The organism is Escherichia sp. MOD1-EC5189, assembly GCF_002966045.1.
Lineage (GTDB): Bacteria > Pseudomonadota > Gammaproteobacteria > Enterobacterales > Enterobacteriaceae > Escherichia > Escherichia coli_F.
The window spans coordinates 83,596-104,752 of record NZ_PTRX01000001.1 but is presented as its reverse complement, the minus strand read 5'-3'; the positions used below and the strand labels follow the sequence as shown (position 1 = coordinate 104,752).

Annotated in this window: 16 protein-coding genes and 3 pseudogenes; 15 read left to right on the top strand and 4 right to left on the bottom strand. The window is 47.5% G+C overall.

The window, feature by feature from the left end; translation table 11 throughout:
* Window positions 1–101 precede the first annotated feature (101 nt).
* A complete protein-coding gene (gene fdeC, locus ATB02_RS00560; RefSeq protein WP_105270911.1) occupies window positions 102–4,355 on the bottom strand; it encodes an inverse autotransporter adhesin FdeC in 4,254 nt (1,417 codons plus the stop codon).
* A gap of 544 nt (window positions 4,356–4,899) precedes the next feature.
* On the opposite strand from fdeC, the pseudogene ATB02_RS00555 reads away from it, so the two are divergent.
* Window positions 4,900–5,460 (top strand): annotated as a pseudogene (locus ATB02_RS00555) (aldo/keto reductase); the annotation flags it as partial.
* 207 nt (window positions 5,461–5,667) lie between these two features.
* Window positions 5,668–6,024 (top strand): hypothetical protein, encoded by a 357-nt coding sequence (locus ATB02_RS00550; protein WP_001038968.1) that lies wholly within the window; start codon window positions 5,668–5,670, stop codon window positions 6,022–6,024.
* A gap of 288 nt (window positions 6,025–6,312) precedes the next feature.
* Here the strand turns inward: ATB02_RS00550 and ATB02_RS00545 are convergent, their stop codons facing one another.
* Window positions 6,313–7,239, bottom strand: coding sequence for a LysR family transcriptional regulator (locus ATB02_RS00545; RefSeq protein WP_105270910.1), 927 nt, complete (start codon window positions 7,237–7,239; stop codon window positions 6,313–6,315).
* 156 nt (window positions 7,240–7,395) lie between these two features.
* Here ATB02_RS00545 and ATB02_RS00540 point away from each other — a divergent pair, with 156 nt between their 5' ends.
* From ATB02_RS00540 to ykgO, 5 genes are all read left to right on the top strand, one after another.
* Window positions 7,396–8,316, top strand: coding sequence for an alpha/beta hydrolase (locus ATB02_RS00540; RefSeq protein WP_105270909.1), 921 nt, complete (start codon window positions 7,396–7,398; stop codon window positions 8,314–8,316).
* Between the two features lie 244 nt (window positions 8,317–8,560).
* The gene (locus ATB02_RS00535; protein WP_000182343.1) at window positions 8,561–9,703 is read left to right on the top strand and encodes an NADH-dependent flavin oxidoreductase; all 1,143 of its coding nucleotides are present in this window, start codon (window positions 8,561–8,563) and stop codon (window positions 9,701–9,703) included.
* Window positions 9,704–10,175: 472 nt separating this feature from the next.
* Window positions 10,176–10,277: a small membrane protein YkgR gene (gene ykgR / locus ATB02_RS27035; protein WP_000662258.1), complete on the top strand. Its 102-nt coding sequence runs from the start codon at window positions 10,176–10,178 to the stop codon at window positions 10,275–10,277.
* Window positions 10,278–10,640: 363 nt separating this feature from the next.
* Window positions 10,641–10,904: a type B 50S ribosomal protein L31 gene (locus ATB02_RS00520; RefSeq protein WP_000803998.1), complete on the top strand. Its 264-nt coding sequence runs from the start codon at window positions 10,641–10,643 to the stop codon at window positions 10,902–10,904.
* A complete protein-coding gene (gene ykgO / locus ATB02_RS00515) occupies window positions 10,904–11,044 on the top strand; it encodes a type B 50S ribosomal protein L36 (RefSeq protein WP_000866436.1) in 141 nt (46 codons plus the stop codon). The genes ATB02_RS00520 and ykgO overlap by 1 nt, the downstream gene beginning before the upstream one ends.
* Before the next feature lie 34 nt (window positions 11,045–11,078).
* Here ykgO and ykgL read toward each other — a convergent pair.
* A pseudogene (gene ykgL / locus ATB02_RS00510) lies at window positions 11,079–11,306 on the bottom strand (protein YkgL).
* A gap of 823 nt (window positions 11,307–12,129) precedes the next feature.
* Here ykgL and ecpR point away from each other — a divergent pair.
* From ecpR to ATB02_RS00470, 7 genes are all read left to right on the top strand, one after another.
* The gene (gene ecpR, locus ATB02_RS00500; protein WP_024166199.1) at window positions 12,130–12,672 is read left to right on the top strand and encodes an ECP biosynthesis operon DNA-binding transcriptional regulator EcpR; all 543 of its coding nucleotides are present in this window, start codon (window positions 12,130–12,132) and stop codon (window positions 12,670–12,672) included.
* Window positions 12,673–12,746: 74 nt separating this feature from the next.
* Window positions 12,747–13,334 (top strand): common pilus major fimbrillin subunit EcpA, encoded by a 588-nt coding sequence (gene ecpA, locus ATB02_RS00495; RefSeq protein ID WP_000730972.1) that lies wholly within the window; start codon window positions 12,747–12,749, stop codon window positions 13,332–13,334.
* A 57-nt stretch (window positions 13,335–13,391) separates the two neighbouring features.
* Window positions 13,392–14,060: a fimbrial chaperone EcpB gene (gene ecpB / locus ATB02_RS00490; RefSeq protein ID WP_105270908.1), complete on the top strand. Its 669-nt coding sequence runs from the start codon at window positions 13,392–13,394 to the stop codon at window positions 14,058–14,060.
* A 25-nt stretch (window positions 14,061–14,085) separates the two neighbouring features.
* Entirely contained in the window at window positions 14,086–16,611 is a 2,526-nt protein-coding gene (gene ecpC / locus ATB02_RS00485; protein ID WP_105270907.1) for a fimbrial usher EcpC, read from the top strand.
* Complete coding sequence (ecpD, locus tag ATB02_RS00480) at window positions 16,601–18,244, top strand: fimbrial adhesin EcpD (protein WP_105270906.1); 1,644 nt, start codon at window positions 16,601–16,603, stop codon at window positions 18,242–18,244. Before ecpC ends, ecpD begins: the two co-directional genes overlap by 11 nt.
* Entirely contained in the window at window positions 18,213–18,923 is a 711-nt protein-coding gene (gene ecpE, locus ATB02_RS00475; protein ID WP_032183326.1) for a fimbrial chaperone EcpE, read from the top strand. The genes ecpD and ecpE overlap by 32 nt, the downstream gene beginning before the upstream one ends.
* Window positions 18,924–19,236: 313 nt before the next feature.
* Entirely contained in the window at window positions 19,237–19,566 is a 330-nt protein-coding gene (locus tag ATB02_RS00470) for a YkgJ family cysteine cluster protein (RefSeq protein WP_001359037.1), read from the top strand.
* 248 nt (window positions 19,567–19,814) lie between these two features.
* Here the strand turns inward: ATB02_RS00470 and ATB02_RS00460 are convergent, their stop codons facing one another.
* On the bottom strand, window positions 19,815–20,429 hold the full coding sequence (locus ATB02_RS00460) for a YagU family protein (RefSeq protein WP_087890992.1): 615 nt from the start codon (window positions 20,427–20,429) through the stop codon (window positions 19,815–19,817).
* A gap of 428 nt (window positions 20,430–20,857) precedes the next feature.
* Here ATB02_RS00460 and ATB02_RS27030 point away from each other — a divergent pair.
* Window positions 20,858–20,969 (top strand): annotated as a pseudogene (locus ATB02_RS27030) (integrase); the annotation flags it as partial.
* Window positions 20,970–21,157: the final 188 nt, after the last annotated feature.

The following is a 21,157-nucleotide window of genomic DNA, read 5'->3' as shown; positions in this document are numbered from 1 at the left end:
AATTTATAACGAGACTACTGTCAGGCAATTCAATAAATAATGGCGTTGAAGATGTCAACGCCATTATTGTTTATTAGAATGTTACTTTCATACTCTTAATATTATTTCATCGCCTCCTCGCCCGTTGCCGTATTGGCATCCACCGCGGTAATGGTCACCGTCACTGGCTTCATTTCGTACCCGCCATACGTCAGGGCGTTAAATGTAAACGTATAGACACCTGGCTTGTTGGTACTAAATGTACGCGTGATTTTTCCGCTCACGAAATGGTCATTTTTCGACGGCAGGAACTGATAATCCTTCTCCGTCACCCCTTCCGGCGTCTGAATGTCGACCCACATATTCCCGCCAACGGGGTTATTTGCCGACATCAGGGTCACCTCCAGCTTCGCAGTCGATTTCCCATCCGCCACCAGAGATTGCACATCAGATGATGCGGCGAGCACCGCGTTTTTATCATCCGCAACGAATTTAGATTCGGCAGTTTTCGTTGATACCTGACCGTTGGTCTGACTCACTTGCGCCTTGAGTGTGTATGTCGCCGCAACAGTAGTGGTAGCGGTGAAAATAGCCTGCCCTTGCTCATTCGTTGTCGCAGTGCCATTCGGTTCCAGGTTTAACGAAGCCGGGCTGGCGGTCAGCGTCACTTCGCTATCTTTCACCAAATTCTTATTGGCATCAGTCACCGTAACTTTATACGTTTGTTTGGCTTTGCCGTCCGCCAGTGCATAGTTGCCAATCACCTCAATACTGGAGACGGTTGCGGTAGCCTTATCGGCTACAAACGTTATAGTCTGCGTATTCGAAGGCTGGCTATTCCCTGCCGATGCCGTGATCTCATACGTTCCGGCAGTCACTGAAACCACCTGCAACTCTGCTTTCCCCTCATCGTTGGCTTTCACCCAGACATTATCGCCAGTAAGCGGCTTGACACCCCGGGGCAGATTAAATGTCACCAGAGTTCCTGGAACAGGGTTACCGTTTTTATCCTCAACGGTCGCCGTCAGCGTAAAGGCATCTTTGCCGTTTGCCACTTTTTGAACGGCGGTGTCTACCTGCAGGTTTGCCTGACCGGTGCTGGCATCCGCGTTGAATTTCACCGTGACCGTCTTCTGAGAGTTTTTCACCGCGGCCGCGATTTCAAGTTCCCCTGCAACGGTTGATATCAACTCAATATCCGCTTTACCTGCCGCATTGGTTGTTACTGTATTCCCCGTCTTGCTAGTCACACCCTGCGGTAAAGTCAGCGTAACTTCTTGCCCCTGCAACGGGTTACCATAGCTGTCCACGACGGTCAGGGTTACCTGGTTAGCAGACTGTCCATTTGCCAGTTGGTTATTCACCTTCACCGCCATATCACTGATCACTGCCCGGGAAGCGTCGCCTGCAACATTCAGCACCAATGGCTGAGCAACGGCATTTTGGCCGTTCACGCGTGGCATGACAGACAACTGACCTGCAGCCGATCCCAGCGTTAAGGTCGACACGTAGACCCCATTACTTTGCTCTGTCCAGCTTCCAGCTGAAGGTCGCTCTGATCCCGTGCTGGCGGCACCGCTAAACACTGGTGCATCTGGCTTCAGCCCGGTGACCGGGTTCCCGTACGCATCCTTCACGGTGAAGGTGAGTTCCGTCGTCGTTTTAACCGTTGGAGTCTTATTGTCCGCAACAAGCGTAGAGTTCGCTGATGACATCTCCCCGGCGATGACCGTCAGCTGCGCGGCTTCGGTGGCTGCTGGCTGGCCGTTGAAGAGCGGCATGACACGAAGCTCGCCCGTCTTTCCGCCTGTGGTCAACGTAGCAACATAGGAACCGTCACCTTTTTCGGTCCAACTGGAAATAGTCGCCCCTTCAGAGGCGGTCCCCGTCAAACTTGCCGACAACGAAAGACCACTGATAGCGTTGCCATGCGCATCTTTCGCCACCAGCGTCACGGTTGTGCTTTCGCCTGCTTTTACGCGATCTGCGGCTACAGACACTGTCGACTGGCCTGAAGATAACGCATCAGCCACCACGGTTACTTTTGCCGCGTTTGCTGCCGCATCCTGTCCATTTAGCTTCGGCATAACTTCTAATTCACCCGCCGTAGAGCCGAGAGTAATCTGCGCAGTCCACGTCCCGTCGCCATTATCCGTCCAGCCTGAGGCCTTAGAACCTGCAGCGGCTGCGCCCGATAATGACGGTGCATCCGGATTGAGGCCTGTTACAGGGTTGTCATTAGCATCTTTTGCCGACCAGATTGCCGTAACTGTACCGCCAACCACCGGTTTATCCGGATTCAGGGCGATGGTCGAATGTGATTCATCAAGCGGCCCGGCGACAAATTTCAGCGTTTGTTGTAATGAGCCCAACTGATACTGCTCGCTGAAGGCACGCACAACAACGTTTCCGGCACGGGTCGAAGAAACCGTGGCGCTGTAAACCCCGGGTTTTAATTCCGAAATGGCACCAACGGTAACACCATTAGTGTCTTGCGGAACAAGTCGCAGGCGGCTGGCTTCTCCCGTCACCGGATTACCCTCGGAGTCCACCGCAGTCAGCGTCAGCGTGTAGGCTTGCTGACCATCAGCAACCACGTCACCTGACGGCTCGTTAGCGCTCAGGGTGGAGTTTGCCACATCCATCATCGTGGCCCGCAGTTCTGCAGTGACGGTTTTGCTCATGCCATCAACGCTAACAGTAATCGTTGCCTCACCTGACTGCGTTCCGGTCGTAAAGACAGACTGGTACACCCCTGCTTCAGTTTCGGTGAACTCACCCAGTGTGGGTTTTGCCTGTGATTTAGTGGCCTTCAGGGTACGAGTCACAATATTTCCAGCCGGTTTGAAGGATAGTTCAGTCTTGATCTGATCTTTCATGCCCTTGACTGGCTGGCCCTCTGCGTCGCGCAGAGACAGCACCAGCGGCTTTTGCTCATTACCGTTAGCAAGCATTTGAATACGGCTCTGACCGTCAAGCGTTAACGCCGTGCGATCGGCGCTCATACCAGCTCCGGTAATAACCACTTCTGTCTGCGCACGTTTCGAGGCATTGCCTTTGTTATCGTAGGCAACTGCTGAAATCGCATAATAATTGTCTTTGCCTGGACGGTAAGCCGGGAGCGTTACTTGCCACTGACTCCCCTGCCCGGTAATTTTGCCACCTTCAGCCAGTAATGACGGCGCTTCCCACTGCACATTTTTCAGTCCGTGAGTTGCTTTGCTGACCACAAGCCCCAGGGAAACCGTCTGACCGCCCTTGCCTTCAATACGCTCAGGCAGAGCAATACGGATCACTTCAGATTTGCAGTACTCAAGAACGATGTTGTTATTACGCTCAACCAGGTCATAGCGGCTGCCTGCCAGCATTCGACGCTCACGAATGCTGTCTGTATCGAGTTGTTTTTCCAGAGGTTCGCCAATTCGGTAGTTAACTTCCAGGCCAAAGCGAGTGTCATTCTCACCACTCTTGCCCTGCTTATGCCCGGCGCTCAGTGTCAGAAGAGGCACTGGTGTATAGGTTACCTCGGCAGAAATAGCATGCGGGTCTTTCTGGCGTTTATCTTTACCAAACAGCCCGACTTCATCGCCATAATACTGCTCATACATCAGGCTTGCGCCAAGCTGCGGCCAGGCAGGTAAATAGCCCTCAGCACGAATATCCCAGCCATTCGCCGGGCGTTCCTGATAATCCTCAACATCCGGTGATTTTTTCCAGCCAGAAGCCCGGATATAACCATTGGCGCTCAGTTTCAAATAATCACGCCAGTATTCCGCACCAACACCAATGCGGGTATGACTACGGGATAAATCATGATCGATAAAAGTATTCACCCCCGCCATCCAGTCATTTTCTGAAAAATGACGCCAGCCAAAACCAATATTTGACTGAGTACGATCGTCGGTACGATGTATTGCCCCCTGAGTGAACAACATATTTGTCGGCGTGTCATAAATCGGATAAAGCATTTCCAGCGAAGAGTCCTTCAGCGAGAAATCTTTATCGACATTCAGTTTGACGCGCGCAGTACCATATTTCCCGAGCCACTCTTGAATTTCCTGGTTAGCTTTAGCTGTGGCCATTCCGGTAATAAAGTTACGTGTCGCATCGCTATCTGGCTGACTGCTTAAAAATGTCCCGGCATTTGCGGCAAACGACGCGACATTTTTCTCCACATTATTATCAGCAGCTACCGTGGTATTTTCCATGCTCAACCGTGGCTGAACCGCATGCTGCGCGCGTGCTGCCATTACTGGGGTAAAGGTGACAGCGAGTGGGAAAAGAACCTGAACAGAGATATTTGCCCACGCCACGCAGTGGGCCAGAACTGAATAACGAAATCGTGGTTGTTTATGACCTGTTTTATAACGTGACATTGAGATAATTTCCTGATGAACGAATTAACGAACATAGGCAAACACAAATAATGGTGTCTGCTTGTCAGAAAAGCCGGGGATTTCCCGGTTTCCTTTTCCGCAGAAAAGGAAATACCTTTATGTAAGAAAGTGTACCGCCACCTAATATATCCAGTGCCTGTAGCCACTCATCAGGTGGTTGGGCGCGGGATTATATTTTTATTTATGGGTGAAAATTTAGCTTTTTGTGCAAGTCATTAAATAGATACCTATGTTATATTTCTTACTCTGCGGACAGTGAATAATAATGACCTGCTTTTAATTTACCACGATTGGAAATACGTCGAAGTAGGTATATACGCCAGGATAAACCGATATATTTTTTATGGATATTCATTTTCCTTCATCGGACTGTAAATTCCGGGGATATCGAACTTGCACTACTCATCGCAACCCTCAAACAGATTTATGAATTTTGTTCATAACCCCTGACAAATCCTGCCGTCTAATCGAGCTCTTCCCTTTACGTTATGCTTCTCATGAACGATAACGAAAGGATAACACCATGCAAAAAGTAAAACTGAACAACGGTATTGAAATGCCCCTGTTGGGCTTTGGTGTATTTCAGATGACCGATGCCGCTGAATGCGAAAGAGCGGTCATTGACGCTATTAACACCGGTTATCGACTGATTGACACCGCCGCCTCCTATCAAAATGAAACCCAGGTCGGGAACGCACTGAAACAAAGCGATATCGCCCGTAACGAACTCTTTGTCACCACGAAACTCTGGTTGCAGGATACCAGTTACGAAGGGGCCAAAGCCCAGTTCGAACGCTCTCTGAATCGACTGCAACTTGATTACGTTGACCTGTACTTGATTCACCAGCCATATGGCGATGTCCACGGAGCCTGGCGTGCCATGGAAGAGCTGCAACAGGCCGGTAAAATTCGCGCTATTGGCGTAAGTAACTTCCATCCTGACCGACTGGCTGACCTTATCGCTTTTAATAACGTCGTTCCGGCGGTAAACCAGGTTGAAGTTAACCCTTTCAATCAGCAGCTACAGGCCGTTCCCTGGATGCAAAGTCGTGGCATTCAGCCAGAAGCCTGGGCACCGTTTGCGGTTACAGGGCGGTAAGCGATTATGCATCTACCTATTTACGTCGGTCACTCAGTCAGAGTCTTGCCCATATTCAATGAGGTTCAACACCGCAGCCAATGAAAAGTAGGCCATGCGGGGATTAATAGCATTACTCATTAACCAATCGCTCTTTTCATTTACGTGCTCTTTATGTAACATATTGCTTTTATTGATCTTCCTGGAGTTTGCATGAATAAGAATCTCATCCTCGCATTTGCATTATTTTCCTTACCTGTATTTGCAGAAGAAGATCTGGGGCCAGGCAAATATGTTTGTGACATTAGGATTTCCAGCCTGGATACCGCTACTCAAATTCTGTCAAAATCCGCAACAGTTCTCGATAATGGAAACAATTTCATCGTTCAAATGCCAAATGGAGATCAATTGTACTCTCCAGATCTGGAAAATGTTGATGATGGTATAAAACAAAAAGCAACAATAGGTGGAGTGACATTTATTCGTCGTCCAACTTTTAACGATCGCTTCATCGTGGAAGATGGAAATACAGGATTCTTCTATAAGATGCGAAACTGCGAGAAGAAATAAAGGAAGTTTGATAGCGATACCCTCCTGATTTTCAGGCTTTGTACCTGTTCAAGACTTACAACTACAAGCCGCTACGTGTTAACGCCTCCCAAAATAACCACCGTTAACCGTAGCGGTCATAGATACTATTATTTTAGCCACATTACTGGTGATAATGATAATTGATATTATAGCCGTATAGAAAATAAGTATTAATTATCAGAAAGTTTATTATGTAAACGCGTCCTAATGATTACGTTATTCCTCTTACCGATATTCGCCCAGAGCAACCATCAATTACACATATCATCAATTTTCGAGTTTTACTCTTTTCTCCACCATAAAATCAATAAAAGCACGAACTTTAGAGGGCATTCTCACCCGTGATGAAACATAAATATAAAATCCAGAAAATGAAACAGCCCAATCCTCAAGAATCGGCTGTAACTTGCCCGCATAGATATGTTCAGCGATTGCAAAATCCAGATGTTGAATGATACCCGTTCCATTCAGCGCCATTCGTATCATGCTTTCGTCATCATTAGAAATATACTTACCTGAAACCTCTATTTCGAACTCTTCATTACTCCCCACAACATTAGAAAACTCCCATGCAGAGAGTGCACCGCTACTTTTATGCCGCAACCGAAGGCAATTATGGTTACTCAGTTCCTGAGGCGTTTCAGGAATACCGTGTTCTTTTAAATAATCTGGCGATGCCACAGTAACCAGTTTAATAAGCGGAGAAACAGGAACGGCAGTCATATGCTCATCCAGTCCTTGCTCAAGACGTATGCCCACATCACAGCCGTCCGCAATAATGTTAGATAAACCGTCATCCATAATGAGTTCTATCTTTGTTTTGGGGTAACGAGTAAGAAACTCGCCAATATGAGGCTCAACAAGCATCCGTGCTGCAACACGGGAGGAATTTATTCTCAACAGGCCTGTAGGTTCAAGTTGGGTATCACCAACATCTTTCAAAGCATCATCAATTTGCCCCAAAGCCGACACCAGCACTTCATACAGACGCTGTCCTTCCTCAGTAAGCGACATATTGCGGGTCGTACGGTATATCAGCTTGGTGTTAAGACGTTCCTCAAGAGATTTTAAATTCTGGGACAATGCGGCCCGTGTAATACCCATTTCAGAAGCGGCTCTGGAAAAACTGCCGACACGAACAATCAGCGCAAACCAGGCAAGAGAAGGCAAAATTGAAGGCTCTATTTTCATCATTGTAAACCTTAACTTAACACTGTGATAGATATTAGACCATTGATGATAACCAATACAAGTCATACTATTACGCCGTTCTCGATATGAACACAAATGCCAGTTGCGGATAATAGAAATGATATTTAAATCTGTTTAGGCAAATCCCCGGAGCTTGAAATGAAAACTGTTTCGATAAAACACACTTACTGGGATATAGCTGCTGATATCTATTTCCCTGACGATTTTAATAGTGAAAAAAAGTATCCTGCCATTATCAGCGCCCATCCAATTGGAAGCTGCAAAGAACAGACATCGGGTAGTGTGTATGGTGCCGCCCTGGCAAAAGCTGGCTTTATCGTCATTGCTTTTGATGCCAGTTTTCAGGGAAGCAGCGGTGGAGAACCGCGTTATCTGGAAGATCCAACAATGCGAGTAAAAGACTTCAGCATTGTCGTTGATTACCTTACCACCTTACCTTACGTTGATGCCGGGCGTATTGGTGTACTGGGTATTTGTGGTGGAGGTGGATATGCCATTAATGCCGCAATGACAGAACGTCGAATTAAAGCTATTGGTACTGTCACGGGTGCAAACTACGGGCGTCTTATGCGTGAGGGATTTACAGCGTTTAATCCTATCGGAGCACTCGAAGTAATGGCGCAACAAAGAACAGACGAAGCTAACGGCGCAAAACTTCGCGTAGATGATTTACTCCCCTCTTCTCCGGATGCAGCTCTTGAAGCGGGATTAACAGAAATAGACCTTTTTGAAGCCACAGAATATTATCGTTCGCCACGAGGCTGTGCACCTAATGGGGTAAATCGTTCGCTATTCTCACATCAGACTGTTGCCGTGGGTTGGGATGCATTTCATCTTGCAGAAGTCCTGTTAACTCAACCAATAATGGTTGTGGTGGGCGATAGAGTGGGCGCATTTGGTGCCTACCGTGACGGCTGCGAAATTATTGCCCGCGCTGCCTCAAAACATAAAGAGCTGGTCGTGGTTGAAGGTTATTCACATTACGACCTGTATGATAAGCCAGAACCTGTGAAACAGGCACTCGACAAATTAATTCCTTTTTATAAAACACATTTGTAATAATCTTACAGGGAGATTCCTTATCTCCCTGACATTTATCCTTTATTGACTACACAACAATAATGAAATTACTCAAAAAGAAATTTCATTAAAGAAACAAAAAAGCAGTAACTCAATCATTAAGATTATTAGAAACCCTTTGAAGGAATTATAAATAAAGCCAGAAATCTTGGTTCCAAAGCTGGCAACAACTAACCAGTTAAAACATACGCATCAAAATCAGATAAACATTTGAGGTATTGTTATGACAAATAAACACCCATCATTGTTTTCTCCTTTTATGCTGACAGAAAAAATAAAGCTACGTAATCGTATCGTTATGGCTCCTATGACAACCTGGTCAGCTAATCCTGATGGAACCATCTCTGAGCAAGAACTCGAATTTTATAAACGTCGCTCACAAAATGTTGGTTTAGTAATAACAGGATGCACCTATGTCACGCCAAGCGGCATTGGGTTTACTCATGAATTTGCCGCGTATGACGACCGTTTCATTAACAGCCTTGAAAAGTTAGCTGCTGCAGCCAAAAGTGGCGGTGCTCCGGCTATTTTGCAGATTTTCCACGCCGGTAATAAAGCCATCCCGGAGCTTGTGCCAAATTACGATGTTATTAGTGCCAGCGCATCAAGCGTAAAATCTGGTGACTTTATGAAGAGAGTGGTACAAAGCAGGGAAATGACTGAAAACGAAATTCAGGAAACCATTAGAGCATTCGGAGATGTCACAAAAAGGGCGATTAAAGCAGGTTTTGATGGCGTTGAACTTCATGGTGCGCACGGATTCCTTCTGCAGAATTTCTTCTCCCCTCTATTTAACCAGCGTAATGACCGATGGGGAGGAGATCTTGAAGGACGTATGCGCTTCCCGCTGGCCGTATTACAGGAAGTAAAAAATGTAGTCTATGAATATGCGACAAAGCCCTTTGCCATCGGTTACAGAATATCTCCTGAAGAATCTGTAACAGGGGGGCTGCGGATAGAGGATACTTATAAACTCCTTGATCGGCTCATTTCATCCGGTATTTCGTATATACATACCTCGCTGGTCAGTATTAACGATAGCTACCCTGTTGAGTCGCCAAATGGCCCCCGAACTATTGAATTGATTTTAAATCATATTGCAGGCAGAGTGCCGGTAATCGCCGCAGGTAAAATACGCACACCGTCTCAGGCTCAAGAAGCAATTTCCGCTGGCCTGCCACTTGTTGCGATCGGTAAAGGGCTGGTGATAAATCCAGAATGGGTGACTTTAGCTGAATCAGGTAGAAGTCATGAAATTCAAACAGCCCTTAATCCACAACGCGTTCCTGAATTAACCATTCCGGATAAACTATGGGATCAAATTCAGGCATCGAAAGGAACTGGCTGGTTTCCGTTAATGGATTAAATATCTATTACTCTCCCGAGAGTAAAACTATCAAACCAATGAGTAACCGATACAGCCTCGCAAATTCTTTCAGATAATTAACCCGTCACTGCGGCACGTTCTCTCATAAGGCGTGCCTGCTGTGTAATCCAGTATGTATCCGGCATAGTTGACGGTTTAATAGAACTCAATTCCTTTCCCAGGTTACCAACAACGATATCTTGTATAACACCCCAGGAGATACGACATTATGATGAGATGAGGTATGCTCCTCAGCGCCAATCAACGCCAGGGCTGGGCCAGTTTTGAGATCAGACTCATTCCCGGACTGACTTCAGGCGACATATATCAATGTCGTTGGGGCAATAAAAGATAGCCGATGTAATACATCTATTCAAATTTGTGATACATGTCAAAAAATTGGTTGACCAAACTCGTTATTTATATAAGGGCACTTACGAAGTGCACTCTTTTTTAAAGCGAGGAAGTACCAATGAAAGAGAATAAAGTACAGCAAATCAGTCATAAACTGATTAATATCGTTGTTTTTGTCGCAATTGTAGAATACGCCTATTTATTTCTCCATTTCTATTAATAACGGCAATAAACTGTTCACTTCAGTGATATTTAAAATATGCATCCTCTCCCTTTTTTTAAGTAATTATTATATCCGTGGGAGAGGAATACACGCTGTCAGGTAATCAATCAAACTGCGATAAATCATCGGCCAGTAAAGTGGAGATAGCCTCCATTCTCGAAAAATTCGTACTCTCAGCGAAACCATCATCAATCACTCATCCAGGCGTTTATGGGAGCGTCGCCAATGGCTGCTAACAATGCCAGACTTCCCCGTTGCCGAAATTCCACATACCACAAATGGTCACAGGGATTGGGTGTTGAAATGATTCGGATGAGCATGTATTTTTACGGTTATGTTATAACATAACAGGTAAAAATGATGAAACCCAATATCCATCCTGAGTATCGTACTGTGGTGTTCCATGACACCAGTGTTGATGAGTACTTTAAAATCGGCTCGACTATCAAAACAGACCGTGAGATTGAGCTGGATGGCGTAACGTATCCGTACGTAACAATTGATGTCTCTTCGAAATCGCACCCGTTCTATACAGGGAAGCTGAGAACAGTGGCATCAGAAGGAAATGTTGCACGGTTCACCCAACGTTTTGGTCGTTTTGTTAGCACGAAAAAGGGGGCATGATGAAAGTCCTTAACTCTCTGCGTACCGCAAAAGAACGCCATCCAGACTGTCAGATTGTGAAGCGAAAAGGACGGCTGTATGTGATTTGTAAATCTAATCCACGTTTTAAGGCCGTTCAGGGTCGTAAGAAAAAACGTTGATTCAAAATTCGACGAATTAACGATATTTGTCTGATTAATAATCATACCGGATTAATGTTGGTGTATTGATTACACCAACATTAATTTTCCTGGAAATATATTCTTTAAGTTCATTTAAAGCCAACTGCCTGACGTTTCTCTCCGAATATTCCATTATATTCATGTTGATTTATTGACCAACTTCTCCCCTGTATGCTGGTATCAACTCTCTTTTAGACTGAACAAGCCACTCCGCCCCCTCCCTTTGCGGAGCAGCCTGCATTTACACTCAAACTGTTAAGATGATAAATGTGGTAAATCTGTTGGTACTAACATAAAACGTTTACGCCACAGGAACAGCCTGATCCACCGGTAACCCCATCGCCGACGTTCGAGTGCCAGTTAGAGTAACGCGCACAGATGACTGCACGCAGTGCCCTGTCAAAGAGACCATCGTTCCTGTGACAGCTGGCAGCCTTCGTTTAACTTCACTTAATTTGGCTCTTGGGGGGCTTACCGAACAGATGACGTAGTCACACCTATTCAATTTTTCACCACTTATTGGAGTGAACACCCATAACCATTTTGTGCGGCATGTTAATCCATTAAAACACCTTGTTGATTGTCAAATCTTCTTTAATGATGGCCAATAATAGTTTTATGTTCTATTTATTATCATTAAAACTTGTTTTTTTACTAGTCGAGCACAAAACGCATTAAGACTATTCCTAACATCTCAGGGCAAAGTTCCTGGCTAATATAAAATGCAAGTAAGAATTGAACGTTATATTGCCAATAACCTTATGAAACTGAATGTCTTTTTCTTCTTATCAAAAAAGCAATATTTTCATTTTTAGTAAATATTGACTTAACCATGGAATTCCTTTTCTGTTCACATATTGACACTCATCAGGAAAAAAACATAAATTTAAGCCCAATCGAAAATAATTAAAACTTAATCTCGTTTAACCTATATTGATATGTGCTACGTATCTTATTTACTTCCGATTTACTAACAACACTGAATGTACTTGTAAAAATTACAGGTTTGGAAAGTAGTGACATGGCAAAATGATTACAGCAGGGACTATGAGGTTAAAAACCATATGGAATATCAAAACCGTTCTGATAAATACATCTGGTCTCCCCATGACGCCTACTTCTATAAAGGACTCTCTGAACTGATTGTGGATATCGACAGATTAATTTATCTATCGCTGGAGAAAATTAGAAAAGATTTCGTGTTTATCAATCTCAATACGGATTCTTTAACTGAGTTTATAAACCGTGATAACGAATGGTTATCCGCGGTAAAGGGGAAACAGGTCGTATTGATTGCGGCCAGAAAGTCAGAAGCCTTAGCAAATTATTGGTATTACAACAGCAATATTAGGGGCGTGGTATACGCTGGGCTGAGTCGTGATATTAGAAACGAATTGGCCTATGTGATTAATGGCAGGTTTCTCAAAAAAGATATTAAGAAAGATAAAATCACTGACCGGGAAATGGAAATTATCCGCATGACGGCCCAGGGAATGCTGCCTAAATCGATTGCCAGAATTGAAAATTGTAGTGTGAAGACAGTGTATACCCATCGGCGTAATGCTGAGGCCAAGCTGTACTCAAAAATATATAAGTTGGTTCCGTAAACTCCAGGCAAGTTAGTTTTAAAAAATGACTCACAGGGACATCATGTCCTCAATTTAACTCGGGAAGAAAAGCAATGAAAAAAAAGGTTCTGGCAATAGCTCTGGTAACGGTGTTTACCGGCATGGGTGTGGCGCAGGCTGCTGACGTAACAGCTCAGGCTGTAGCGACCTGGTCGGCAACAGCCAAAAAAGACACCACCAGTAAACTGGTGGTGACGCCACTCGGTAGCCTGGCGTTCCAGTATGCCGAAGGCATTAAAGGCTTTAACTCACAGAAAGGTCTATTTGACGTGGCTATCGAGGGTGACTCAACGGCTACCGCCTTTAAACTGACCTCACGTCTTATCACCAACACCTTAACCCAGTTGGATACCTCAGGTTCCACACTGAATGTGGGCGTGGATTATAACGGCGCGGCAGTCGAAAAAACTGGCGATACCGTGATGATCGATACCGCCAACGGCGTACTGGGCGGCAACCTTAGCCCGCTGGCTAACGGTTACAATGCCAGCAATCGTACCACCGCACAGGATGGTTTCACCTTCTCCATCATCAGCGGTACCACCAATGGTACCACCGCAGTAACCGATTACAGCACTCTACCGGAAGGCATCTGGAGCGGCGACGTTAGCGTACAGTTCGACGCTACCTGGACCAGTTGATCTCTATGATGTACCAGCAGGGGTAGCCCCCCTGCTTTATTCCTGGACGGAATTGTTATGAAAAAGCACCTTCTGCCTCTCGCTCTGCTGTTTGCCGGAATATCTCCGGCCCAGGCGCTGGATGTCGGCGATATATCATCGTTTATGAACAGTGACAGCAGCACGCTGAGCAAAACAATCAAAAACAGTACCGACAGTGGTCGCCTCATCAATATCCGTCTCGAACGGCTCTCTTCACCGCTTGACGACGGGCAGGTTATCGCAATGGACAAGCCGGATGAGTTGCTACTCACTCCCGCCAGCTTGCTGCTACCCGCCCAAGCCAGCGAAGTGATCCGCTTCTTCTATAAGGGACCAGCAGATGAAAAAGAGCGCTACTACCGCATTGTCTGGTTTGATCAGGCCCTCAGTGATGCGCAGCGCGATAATGCCAACCGCAGCGCTGTAGCCACTGCTTCCGCCCGCATCGGCACCATTCTGGTCGTCGCCCCCCGCCAGGCGAACTACCGCTTTCAGTACGCCAACGGCTCCCTGACAAATACAGGAAATGCGACGCTGCGGATCCTCGCCTACGGCCCCTGCCTGAAAGCCGCCAATGGTAAGGAGTGTAAAGAGAACTACTACCTGATGCCGGGCAAGTCGCGTCGTTTTACCCGCGTGGACACGGCGGATAACAAAGGACGGGTTGCACTTTGGCAGGGTGATAAGTTCATTCCCGTGAAATAGATAGCTGTGCAGATGGATAACGACAATGCCTTTACGACGGTTCTCCCCAGGACTGAAAGCCCAGTTTGCCTTCGGCATGGTCTTTTTGTTCGTTCAGCCCGATGCCAGCGCTGCTGACATAAGTGCGCAGCAAATAGGTGGGGTGATTATTCCGCAGGCCTTCAGTCAGGCGCTTCAGGACGGCATGAGCGTCCCGCTCTATATTCATCTTGCCGGTAGCCAGGGTCGCCAGGACGATCAGCGAATCGGCAGCGCTTTTATCTGGTTGGATGATGGACAGTTACGCATCCGGAAAATACAGCTGGAAGAGAGTGAAGATAACGCCAGTGTCAGCGAACAAACTCGACAGCAGCTGATGGATCTGGCGAACACCCCGTTCAATGAGGCCCTTACCATCCCCCTGACTGACAACGCGCAGTTGGATCTCAGCTTGCGCCAACTGCTGCTGCAGCTGGTGGTCAAGCGCGAAGCACTGGGCACCGTACTACGCTCACGTAGCGAAGACATCGGGCAATCCAGTGTTAACACCCTCAGCAGTAACCTGAGCTATAACTTCGGCATCTATAACAACCAGTTGCGTAACGGCGGGAACAATACATCCAGCTATCTGTCGCTAAATAACGTGACAGCACTGCGCGAACATCATGTGGTACTCGACGGCTCGCTGTATGGGATCGGTAGCGGTCAACAGGACAGTGAATTATATAAAGCGATGTATGAACGCGATTTTGCTGGTCACCGATTTGCCGGTGGAATGCTCGACACCTGGAACTTGCAGTCCTTAGGGCCGATGACCGCCATTTCAGCAGGGAAGATTTACGGCCTTTCCTGGGGAAACCAGGCCAGCTCCACCATCTTCGACAGCAGCCAGTCGGCCACGCCAGTGATCGCCTTTTTACCGGCGGCGGGCGAAGTACATCTCACCCGTGATGGGCGGCTACTAAGCGTTCAGAACTTCACCATGGGCAATCATGAAGTGGATACCCGGGGTCTACCGTACGGTATTTACGATGTGGAAGTTGAGGTGATCGTTAACGGTCGCGTGATCAGCAAACGCACTCAACGGGTCAATAAGCTGTTTAGCCGGGGGCGCGGCGTCGGTGCACCACTGGCGTGGCAGATATGGGGCGGTAGCTTTCATATGGATCGCTGGTCGGAAAACGGGAAAAAGACGCGACCAGCTAAAGAGAGCTGGCTAGCAGGTGCCTCGAGCTCCGGCTCACTGAGTACGCTTAGCTGGGCGGCAACGGGATATGGATACGATAATCAGGCCGTGGGTGAAACCCGTCTGACGCTGCCGCTTGGGGGGGCGATCAACGTTAACCTGCAAAATATGCTGGCCAGTGACAGCTCATGGAGCAGCATCGGCAGCATCAGCGCCACTCTACCGGGAGGCTTTAGTTCGCTATGGGTTAATCAGGAAAAAACCCGCATTGGCAATCAATTGCGACGTAGCGATGCCGACAACCGTGCAATCGGCGGCACACTCAACCTGAACTCACTGTGGTCGAAGCTGGGCACTTTCAGCATCAGCTACAATGATGACCGCCGTTACAACAGCCATTATTACACGGCAGATTACTATCAAAATGTCTACAGCGGTACCTTTGGTTCGCTTGGCCTGCGAGCCGGTATTCAGCGCTATAACAACGGCGACAGCAGCGCCAATACAGGGAAATATATCGCTCTCGATCTCTCGCTACCTCTGGGCAACTGGTTTAGCGCAGGGATGACCCATCAAAACGGCTACACCATGACAAACCTGTCAGCACGCAAACAGTTTGATGAAGGAACCATTCGCACTGTTGGTGCCAATCTGTCACGTGCCATCTCCGGTGATACCGGTGATGACAAAACCCTCAGCGGTGGGGCGTATGCACAGTTCGACGCTCGTTACGCCAGCGGAACGCTGAACGTCAATAGCGCGGCGGACGGCTACGTCAATACCAACTTAACTGCCAATGGCAGCGTTGGCTGGCAGGGTAAAAACATTGCTGCCAGCGGGCGGACTGATGGCAACGCCGGGGTGATATTCAATACCGGGCTGGAGGACGACGGTCAGCTCAGCGCCAAAATCAACGGACGGATTTTCCCGCTTAACGGCAAGCGCAACTACCTCCCGCTCTCTCCGTATGGGAGATATGAGGTGGAGTTGCAGAACAGCAAAAACTCACTCGACAGCTACGATATCGTCAGCGGCCGCAAAAGCCATCTGACCCTCTATCCAGGCAATGTCGCCGTCATTGAGCCAGAGGTGAAGCAGATGGTTACCGTCTCCGGTCGTATCCGTGCAGAAGACGGCACACTGCTGGCTAACGCACGGATTAACAACCATATCGGCCGAACCCGAACCGATGAAAACGGCGAGTTTGTCATGGACGTGGATAAGAAATACCCCACTATCGATTTTCGCTACAGTGGCAATAAAACCTGCGAAGTGGCACTGGAACTCAACCAGGCGCGCGGTGCCGTCTGGGTCGGTGATGTGGTCTGCAGCGGCCTCTCATCGTGGGCGGCGGTGACGCAGACAGGAGAAGAGAATGAGAGTTAACCTACTGATAGCGATGATAATCTTTGCGCTATTCTGGCCAGCAACCGCGCTCAGAGCGGCAGTGAGCAAAACAACCTGGGCGGATGCACCGGCACGCGAGTTTGTGTTTGTCGAAAACAACTCAGACGACAACTTTTTCGTCACGCCTGGCGGGGCGCTGGATCCGCGCCTGACCGGTGCCAACCGCTGGACCGGTTTAAAATACACTGGCTCAGGAACCATCTATCAACAAAGCCTCGGCTACATTGATAACGGTTACAACACCGGCCTTTATACCAACTGGAAGTTTGATATGTGGCTGGAAAATTCGCCGGTTTCATCTCCTTTAACTGGCTTGCGCTGCATCAACTGGTACGCAGGGTGTAATATGACCACCAGTCTTATCCTGCCGCAAACCACCGACGCCAGTGGATTTTATGGCGCGACGGTGACCAGCGGCGGCTCGAAGTGGATGCACGGCATGTTGTCAGACGCGTTTTACCAGTATCTGCAACAAATGCCCGTTGGCAGCAGCTTTACGATGACCATCAATGCCTGCCAAACCTCAGTGAACTATGACGCCAGCAGCGGCGCGCGCTGTAAGGATCAGGCCTCCGGCAACTGGTATGTTCGCAACGTCACCCATACGAAAGCAGCAAATTTGCGGTTGATAAATACCCACTCGCTGGCGGAGGTATTTATCAACAGCGACGGAGTACCGACTCTGGGCGAAGGGAACGCCGACTGCCGGACGCAAACCATCGGCAGCCGTTCAGGATTAAGTTGTAAGATGGTTAACTATACCCTGCAAACAAACGGGCTCAGCAACACCTCAATCCATATATTCCCGGCGATCGCCAACTCGTCGTTAGCCTCGGCCGTCGGGGCGTACGATATGCAGTTCAGTCTGAATGGCAGTTCATGGAAACCGGTGAGCAATACCGCCTATTACTACACCTTCAACGAGATGAAGAGCGCAGACTCGATCTATGTTTTCTTCTCGAGCAACTTCTTTAAGCAGATGGTGAACCTGGGGATCAGCGATATCAACACCAAAGATCTATTCAACTTTCGCTTTCAGAACACCACATCACCGGAGTCTGGCTGGTATGAATTTTCTACCTCCAACACGCTGATTATCAAACCCCGTGATTTCAGCATCAGTATTATCTCCGATGAATATACTCAGACACCGTCGCGAGAGGGATATGTCGGCAGCGGCGAACCGGCACTCGATTTCGGCTATATCGTAACCACCAGCGGTAAAACAGCTGCCGACGAAGTGCTGATCAAGGTGACCGGACCCGCGCAGGTGATTGGCGGACGCTCCTATTGTGTCTTCAGCTCCGATGACGGTAAGGCGAAAGTACCATTCCCGGCGATGCTTTCCTTTATTACCCGCAACGGAGCTACAAAAACCTACGATGCCGGGTGCGATGATAGCTGGCGGGATATGACCGATGCGCTGTGGCTAACCACACCGTGGACTGATATCTCTGGCGAAGTGGGGCAGATGGATAAGACCACTGTCAAATTTTCAATTCCAATGGATAACGCCATTTCGCTGCGTACGGTAGATGATAACGGCTGGTTTGGCGAAGTCAGCGCTTCAGGAGAGATTCATGTTCAGGCGACGTGGCGTAACATTAACTAAGGCGCTGCTGACAGTGGTCTGTATGCTGGCGGCACCTTTGACACAGGCGATTTCGGTCGGCAATCTGACATTTTCGCTGCCGTCCGAGACTGACTTTGTCAGCAAACGTGTAGTGAATAACAACAAAAGCGCACGGATATACCGTATTGCCATCAGTGCCATCGATAGCCCAGGCAGCAGTGAATTGCGCACTCGACCGGTGGATGGTGAACTGCTTTTCGCTCCCCGCCAGCTGGCGTTGCAGGCTGGTGAGAGTGAGTATTTTAAATTTTACTATCATGGTCCACAGGATAACCGCGAGCGCTACTACCGGGTCTCATTTCGCGAGGTCCCCACTCGCAACCAGACAAGACGCAGCCCAACCGGCGGCGAGGTCAGCACGGAGCCGGTGGTGGTGATGGATACCATTCTGGTAGTACGACCTCGTCAGGTTCAGTTTAAATGGTCCTTCGACCAGGTGACAGGAACGGTAAGTAACACCGGCAACACGTGGTTTAAGCTACTGATTAAACCAGGATGTGATTCGACCGAAGAGGAAGGCGACGCCTGGTACCTACGTCCAGGGGACGTGGTTCATCAGCCTGCGTTACGTCAGCCGGGGAATCATTATCTGGTCTATAACGACAAATTCATTAAGATTAGCGATTCCTGTCCTGCTAAGCCCCCTTCGGCGGACTAAGACTTATCCATCGGACGAGGGAAGAATTCCACCTCAGAGACTCAAATAATCGTTTAAATGATGTGGAAGCGATCGTCAATGTCACCTGTAATGATGGGCTTTCTCATATGTACACCATAGTGTTCAGGAGACACGGAAAGGTGCCAGGCAGCCTGCTAACGAGTGGTTTCTTCACGAATTAGTACGTAAAATCGGTAACGGCTGGAAATCATTCAATACTCACACTATCGAAAGTTCCCCAGCCAACCGCGGTACGTTCTTACATACGATGTACCGCTGTTCTCTTTACGATTTATAGCTGTACTGGTGAATTATGAGCAATCTGAATCCATGCATGACGTGTGGTGCCTGTTGTGCATTTTTCCGCGTCTCTTTTTACTGGGCCGAAGCCGACGATGCTGGCGGTACCATTCCCGCCAGGCTCACTGAACAAATATCCCCTTTTCACCGATGCATGAGCGGTACCAATCAGAAAACCCCCCGATGTATTGCCCTTGCAGGAACACCGGGCAAAAATGCCTGCTGCACGATATATAAAAATCGATCGTCCACGTGCAGAGAATTCGCCATGTCTGGTGAGAACGGAGTCGTCAATGAGGCTTGCAATCGTGCAAGAGCTAAATACGGGCTGACACCGTTATAAATATGCAATAATTAATTGCACTGCCCCGCCAGCTATAATCGCGGGGCTTCGTTTTTCAGGGATAACAAAACCCGAAACTTCTTCCATCTGCCAGCAACAATGCCTCTTCCTCTATAGTGTTCTCCGGATCTACAGCATCCTGAAGTAGCGCGATGTACTCACTGGCTATCTGCATCAGAAAGTTAAAAACAATGTTTTTAACCTATAAAAATGGCGCTGTATTTGCGCCATTTTTATCATTCAATGCATTATCTGTTTGAGCCTAAAGGGATCTCAGGGTCTGGCTCATGAGTAATTCTGTTTCGTAAATCTCTGCGAATAATTTCAATAGACCAGAACCAGACTAAATGTCCAAAAATTTCAGAGATATTCTCATACCACGGAAGATCAAAGAGAGGTGGCGTAAGTCCCATGAGAGGGAATGAAATCATATGAACAAAAAGTTGTGCTAAAGCACCTGCCAGTAAGCCCTGCCAGAGTTTAATTTTTGGAAATACTTCAGCGACCACACAATAACCGACAGCAAACACTATCGAAAAGATAATGTGCGTAACACCAACCCAGTTAAAGACATGCCCGGCAAAGGTATAAACAGCCGCATTGGGATCTGTCAGCCCCAGCCAATCCCGAAGAAAAATATACGGAGGATTGAGAAAATTACGGGAGCAATCAATTTGCCCAGCAGCCCTGATTAATGATTCCGGGCCACACGCTGCATTAAACATATCCACCGGGCTACGTGGCGGCAATGGAACTTCAGCCCCCCACTTCACAAATGCGGAAACAACGCCAGCAATTAGCCCAATGAATGCAGCAAGACCATAACGTCTGCGGTTCGGTGGAGTTTGTTCAAATATATTCATATTTACCCTGTTTGTTTCATTATGTTGTACACCTCTTCAGGAGTATTCATAAAACAAGATAAATGTAAAGAACTGTATTGTTTTGTATAACCACATGGTTACCTAATCGCCAATTAATATAAGCTCCATTATTTCTCCATATTTTTATGTTAGAAGTGACAAGGAGAAATGTAATGTTACTCTCAGAGAATATAAATCATTCCTTTTGCCCACCTTAATGGTGGGCTTTTTTATGCAAAACCTGAACACCCTGCGGTATTCCCCTGGCATTATGACTTTCGCGTTTAACCAACAGCCAAACCAGCAAACACGCCACTACAGGCACAGCAAAATCCATCAGGCTTGCCACACCCCATGCGTGCGGCTCAAAGCTGCCCCGCCATGGCATATTAATCCGCTTGCCATTTTCGAACAGCTGATTGGTTTAGTCCGGTGTTTTCCTGCTTGCACTTAAAAATGAGCGGATGGGAAACTCTCGAAATGGTTCGTCGATATGCTCACCTTTCAGTCAGGCATTTCACCGCGCACGCGAGCAAAATCAAAGGCACATGAGGAGAATGTGGTTGACTTAAAAACGAGGAAACTTATTGATTTTAATGGTGCCGATAATAGGAGTAAAACACTCGATTAATCTCGTGTTAATGCCATCACCTACGACCATTACTAATTGATTGAATCTTATAGAAAAATCATCATTTTCTATGCGTCACAATCAATTTTCACATTAC

What these genes read in the sequence shown, in the direction of transcription:
- ATB02_RS00535 (WP_000182343.1), top strand. Translation starts at nt 8,561, where the DNA reads ATGACAAATAAACACCCATCATTGTTTTCTCCTTTTATGCTGACAGAA.
- fdeC (WP_105270911.1), bottom strand. Translation starts at nt 4,355, where the DNA reads ATGTCACGTTATAAAACAGGTCATAAACAACCACGATTTCGTTATTCA.
- ecpC (WP_105270907.1), top strand. Translation starts at nt 14,086, where the DNA reads ATGCCTTTACGACGGTTCTCCCCAGGACTGAAAGCCCAGTTTGCCTTC.
- ATB02_RS00550 (WP_001038968.1), top strand. Translation starts at nt 5,668, where the DNA reads ATGAATAAGAATCTCATCCTCGCATTTGCATTATTTTCCTTACCTGTA.
- ATB02_RS00540 (WP_105270909.1), top strand. Translation starts at nt 7,396, where the DNA reads ATGAAAACTGTTTCGATAAAACACACTTACTGGGATATAGCTGCTGAT.
- ykgO (WP_000866436.1), top strand. Translation starts at nt 10,904, where the DNA reads ATGAAAGTCCTTAACTCTCTGCGTACCGCAAAAGAACGCCATCCAGAC.
- ATB02_RS00545 (WP_105270910.1), bottom strand. Translation starts at nt 7,239, where the DNA reads ATGATGAAAATAGAGCCTTCAATTTTGCCTTCTCTTGCCTGGTTTGCG.
- ATB02_RS00470 (WP_001359037.1), top strand. Translation starts at nt 19,237, where the DNA reads ATGAGCAATCTGAATCCATGCATGACGTGTGGTGCCTGTTGTGCATTT.
- ecpA (WP_000730972.1), top strand. Translation starts at nt 12,747, where the DNA reads ATGAAAAAAAAGGTTCTGGCAATAGCTCTGGTAACGGTGTTTACCGGC.
- ecpB (WP_105270908.1), top strand. Translation starts at nt 13,392, where the DNA reads ATGAAAAAGCACCTTCTGCCTCTCGCTCTGCTGTTTGCCGGAATATCT.
- ATB02_RS00460 (WP_087890992.1), bottom strand. Translation starts at nt 20,429, where the DNA reads ATGAATATATTTGAACAAACTCCACCGAACCGCAGACGTTATGGTCTT.
- ATB02_RS00520 (WP_000803998.1), top strand. Translation starts at nt 10,641, where the DNA reads ATGAAACCCAATATCCATCCTGAGTATCGTACTGTGGTGTTCCATGAC.
- ecpR (WP_024166199.1), top strand. Translation starts at nt 12,130, where the DNA reads ATGGAATATCAAAACCGTTCTGATAAATACATCTGGTCTCCCCATGAC.
- ecpE (WP_032183326.1), top strand. Translation starts at nt 18,213, where the DNA reads ATGTTCAGGCGACGTGGCGTAACATTAACTAAGGCGCTGCTGACAGTG.
- ykgR (WP_000662258.1), top strand. Translation starts at nt 10,176, where the DNA reads ATGAAAGAGAATAAAGTACAGCAAATCAGTCATAAACTGATTAATATC.
- ecpD (WP_105270906.1), top strand. Translation starts at nt 16,601, where the DNA reads ATGAGAGTTAACCTACTGATAGCGATGATAATCTTTGCGCTATTCTGG.